This is a genomic window from Chryseobacterium sp. JM1 (genome assembly GCF_000737715.1).
Lineage (GTDB): Bacteria > Bacteroidota > Bacteroidia > Flavobacteriales > Weeksellaceae > Chryseobacterium.
Genome location: NZ_JPRN01000030.1, coordinates 1 through 4,601, shown reverse-complemented (window position 1 = coordinate 4,601; position 4,601 = coordinate 1). Strand labels below are relative to the sequence as shown.

Sequence of the window (4,601 nt, the reverse complement as noted above, 5' to 3'; positions counted from 1 at the left end):
ACATCTCTTCCTAAGGGAGAAGCTTTTACATTAACCACCTGTTTGGCTCTTCCCAAACCATCGAAATACTGTACAGTTTCTGAGGTCTTTGTCGGTTGTCCGCCCACATTATAATCAAGATAAGATTTAGAATACACATAGTTTTCTCCCTGGGTAAGCTGAGCATGCGCTGAATGAGCCATCAACAAAAAACCGATGGGAATGATTATTTTTTTCATGTCTGTGTTTAGTTTTTATAATTGTATTGGTATTCTTTTAACAGTTTTCCTACTTGATTATTTTCCCTTATCTCCATTAAACGATTCGCTGTATCATACAGATAAACCTCACGGATTCCAGATGGTGGAGTGATGCTTCTTACTCCAACTAATGGATCATAAGTATAAGTAGTAACCTGATAATTTAGCTGATTACTTCTAAATAAATCTAAAGCATTAAGAAGAGCTAGTTCCGAAGCCTCCGGCGACAACGAATTGCCGGCAGGATCCTCATCTTTATCTGAAGCAGTAATGATATCAGCAATATTGGAAGAAATATTATCATAAGCTATTCCTTCAATTTTTGCAATAGGTTTTGTTTTCTTGTATCCCCAAATGATTGTTATAGGTAGTCCGGTGTTTGTAGTATACTGAACCAGATTCCCTTTATCATCATATTTATTGTAGGTAACTTCTTCTTTTATTACATTCTGCAAGTCTGTAGACAATACTGAATACGGCAGCGGTAATCCTGCTGTTTTTAGATTGGCTTCCCCTTGGCTTAAAGGATATACTGTTTCCGTTTTTGATATTCTTTTATCATTATTTTTAGTCTCAACCTCCAAAGGAATACCTATCATATTTTTTTCAATCAAGTACTGATTGTTTTTATCCACAGCATATTTGTAGAAAGTAGATGTAACATTATTATCGGCATCTGTATTTGATTTGTCTGCAATCAAAGATTGATTATTATAATTGTAAAGCTCAGTGGTTTTAAGAAATGCACTGTTAAAATAATTCAACGTTTCTTTCTTTGATAAAAAATCATTGTAATAGAATACCTTTCTTGCATGCATCCAGGCATTAGCAATATTAATTACTGCAGTATATTGCCCAAATTTACCTGGAGATTCATTATAAGTCAACTTGTCTATAGAAAGAGTGTTACCAGCTTCATTTCTAATAATTCTCTCTTTAAGCTTTCCTCTTTCATGCCCTTTATCATTAGGTTCAATATAAATATTTTGAGCCATCGGCATTGGAGTGTATGAACCTCCTGTAAGCTGTTGAGTATTACCATCAAAAGTATCCGGTGTATCGATATACGTTTTAAACTTTGATTCAACAGATCCGTTTCCTGATTTTTTTTCCGTGACTGAAGAATAATTAATACCTGAACCGCTCAGTGTATTTCTGGAAATGTTGGAAGACTGTATATAACCATGCTTACTATTTGCCTGGACAAATATTGAACCATCATTAAATGTCGTTACAGCGGTCAGATAAAAGATATATCTCGGCCAGTCCATTAGAATTCCAGTTGAATTACCATTAGCATCGGAATATATAAATTCTCTTGACTGCATATTGCTATTCAGGCTGAAGTCAGTGATTTTTTTTATTCTGGTGCCACCAAAAATACCATTCACATCAAATAATGCAGGAAGAGAGTTACTGGAGAATCTTCTTTCAAGCCTTTTGGAATAAAGGTGAGGCTCATATTCAAAAACTGAATATCCTTTGGTAGGATAAATTACTTTCGTGAGTCGTGCGGTTTTGGAATAATCAAAATTAGGTTCTCTTTCATTCGTTGCATAGCTAAAATCCTGATTACTATCAAGATTTATTGTAGGAATTAATTTTTGATGAGAAGAATTCGGATCATTTGACAGCATTCCGTTATAAAACCCCCAATAATCGACAGCACATGTATGAGGAATTGGAAAGCTATTGGATGTTAAATCATATTCAAACGCATAATTCTTGTTTCCTGTCTGATTGATAGACTGAAGAAAAATTCTGTTGGCATTTCCAGTCGTAATAGCTTGATAGCCCAAATTAACTTCATTAATAATCTTATTATTATATAGAACCTGGATGCCATTCAATTTTTTTTGAGGAAAACCAGTAAAATCTGAGCCATTATTGGGTCCATAAATAGTGACATTGTTGTATAAATTATTTTGGATATCATAATTTAATTTAATCTTACTGTTTTTATAGGTAATAGATTCCAGATACGCTTTCTTTGTTATACTGTAAGTATTTCCTGATCCTGTACTATAGTTTGCATTGATGGTTATATTTCCTCCCATTGAAGTAGACTGGGTAGTCTCAGTAACCTTTCTATAATCATTTACCTTAACATTGAATTCGGCGAATAATTTTCTTTCAGCACCTGGAGCACCTTTATAATATCCGTAAGCAGTTGGAGAACATCCTACATTTCCCAGGCTTGAAGTAATATCCCTCTTATCATCCAGATAATTATAGAGGACTGTACTGCCATCCGGCAGATCAATTTTGTACATATACCATGCCGTAATAACAGGAGCTGGTGCATCTCCAATATTATATCCTTCAGGGTTTTCTCCCAAAGAAGTAGTGTATTCGAGATTTCTGCTGTTTCCACCGAAATAATATTTTGTTCCCTTATCATCTGTGATAATGATTTCTGAGGTATAAGATGGAATACAAACTGCAACGACAGGTTGAAATTTCAGTTTTGATATATCTATTTTAAGATTATTGGGTTCGTTGGTCCGAATCTTAAAATTCCCGGATTCGTCCATAAAAAAGGTTCCTGAAATCCCATTGAAATTAAAATGAAACAGGTCAGGTGTTGTCTCATAAGAATTCGTATTAGAATTTTGAGAATCTTTGTATCTCAATTCGTAGAAACTACTATCAGAAGCATCACGGGTAGCACCAAGATATGTATTACTAAAGCTTTCAACATGACCTGGAGTTGGAAGACTTGCGTTACCGTCCTTTCTTTTTTTAATTCCCACAAACAATCCATGTTCAAATTGCCCCTTTACTCCGTTCAGTGTTCCCGGTGATCCTTCCTGATCATCAGGTGTTCCTACCACCTCTCTTGAAATGACCCCTTCCCCCACTAAACTCCAGTTAAATCCTGCCATTCCTGAATTCTTTGAAGGAATAAAACCTGATGAATTATAAGTCAGTCCTATATTAATGTCATTGCCATTCTCAACAGGTAATGAAACTAATGGAATACTTAAATCCGCTTCTCCTACAAAATTCTTAGCCGGAATATTCCCATATCTTTCAAAATCTGTTAATTGAGGACTTTTTATATTAAATTTCTCAGTGTTTCCTTTCTCATATATGTTTTGAGCATTAGCATTAGCTGATATTCCTACTGTAAATAAGAATAGTATGCTCGATTTTATTTTTTTCATGGTTATTTCTTAATCAGTTTAGCATTCGCTGTTTTGTTCGTATCCGTTTTAATCGTCACCAAATAAGCTCCCTGAATCAGATTCTGCGTATTGATCTTCGTTACTTTATTCTTTGTCTTCAAGATCTGAAGCTGTCTTCCACCCATATCATACAGGATAATATCTGCTTCATTAAAGTCGAAACCTATTTCTACATAAGCATAATCTGAAACCGGATTCGGATAGATCTTAATGTCTTGTTTTTCTATGAGTTTGTTGATCTGACCATCTCCAAGCTTCACGATCTTCCAGTTCTCTTTTCCAAGTTCTTCAGCACTGGTTCCTGCCAGGATAATTGAACCATCTCTGTTTAACTTAATATCTGAAAGTCTTTCCTCTTTCTTTCTGGATTCCCCTTTCACATACTTTCTCCACTCTTCATTTCCGTCTTGATTCAAATACAGCATCCAGAACGTTTCATCATCTGTTTCTATCCTTCCTTCTGCCTGAGTATAGCCACCCAGTAAAATTCCTTTTGTGATGTCCTGATTCTTGGCTCTTGAATCTTGACTCTCATTAATCACGCTCATCCCCATCAGAATATCACGGTTCTTGAAATTGAAAGATTTCTGCCAGATTTCATCACCTTTTTCGTTTAAAGAGATCAACCAAAGATCAGTTCCTTCTTCAATTCCTACCGTTTTATTCCCTGACCTTTCAGATCTGGATTCTCCACCGATTACATACCCTGCAGATGTTAAGGCCAATGTTCTTATGTGATCATCGCCTTTTCCTCCGTAGTTCTTTTCCCATTCTACTTTTCCGGTTTTGTCAAGCTTGACGATCCAGTAGTCGCCCTCGCCGAAATTATCCGTAGACTTAGCGGTTCGGGATACAGGATACGAGGTTGCCGAAGACGACTTATCTGTAGAACCCGAAACCCGGAGTTCGGAGCTTCTCGAGTAAATTCCCAACAAGGCTCCACCATCTCTGGTAGGAATTATTTTTTCCACTTCATCCAAGCCCTTTCCACCTAAAACCGTTTCAGAAAGTATTTTTCCGTTTTTATCCAATCTGGAAATCCAAACGTCTTTTGATCCATAACCGCTGGTTCCCTGAGATTCTCGAAGGGAACTTTGTCTGTTTCCTGCCACAAAAAATCCCAGATCTGTAGTTTGGATAACCGATCTAGCTTCCTCATCAGAAGAACTTCCCA

General features: G+C 36.2%; 3 protein-coding genes. All 3 read right to left on the bottom strand.

Annotation, left to right across the window (positions count from 1 at the left end):
• Positions 1-218, bottom strand: a 218-nt coding sequence (locus IW22_RS23400; RefSeq protein WP_034732159.1) for a hypothetical protein, incomplete at its 3' end; no start/stop codon positions are given.
• An 8-nt stretch (positions 219-226) separates the two neighbouring features.
• Positions 227-3,406, bottom strand: a complete 3,180-nt coding sequence (locus IW22_RS23395) for a hypothetical protein (protein ID WP_034732158.1) — start codon at positions 3,404-3,406, stop codon at positions 227-229.
• Positions 3,407-3,408: 2 nt separating this feature from the next.
• Positions 3,409-4,601: T9SS type A sorting domain-containing protein (locus IW22_RS23390; protein ID WP_034732155.1), on the bottom strand; the 1,193-nt coding region annotated here is incomplete at its 5' end.

Coding starts and splice junctions, on each gene's coding strand:
- IW22_RS23395 (WP_034732158.1), bottom strand. CDS start 3,406: ATGAAAAAAATAAAATCGAGCATACTATTCTTATTTACAGTAGGAATA.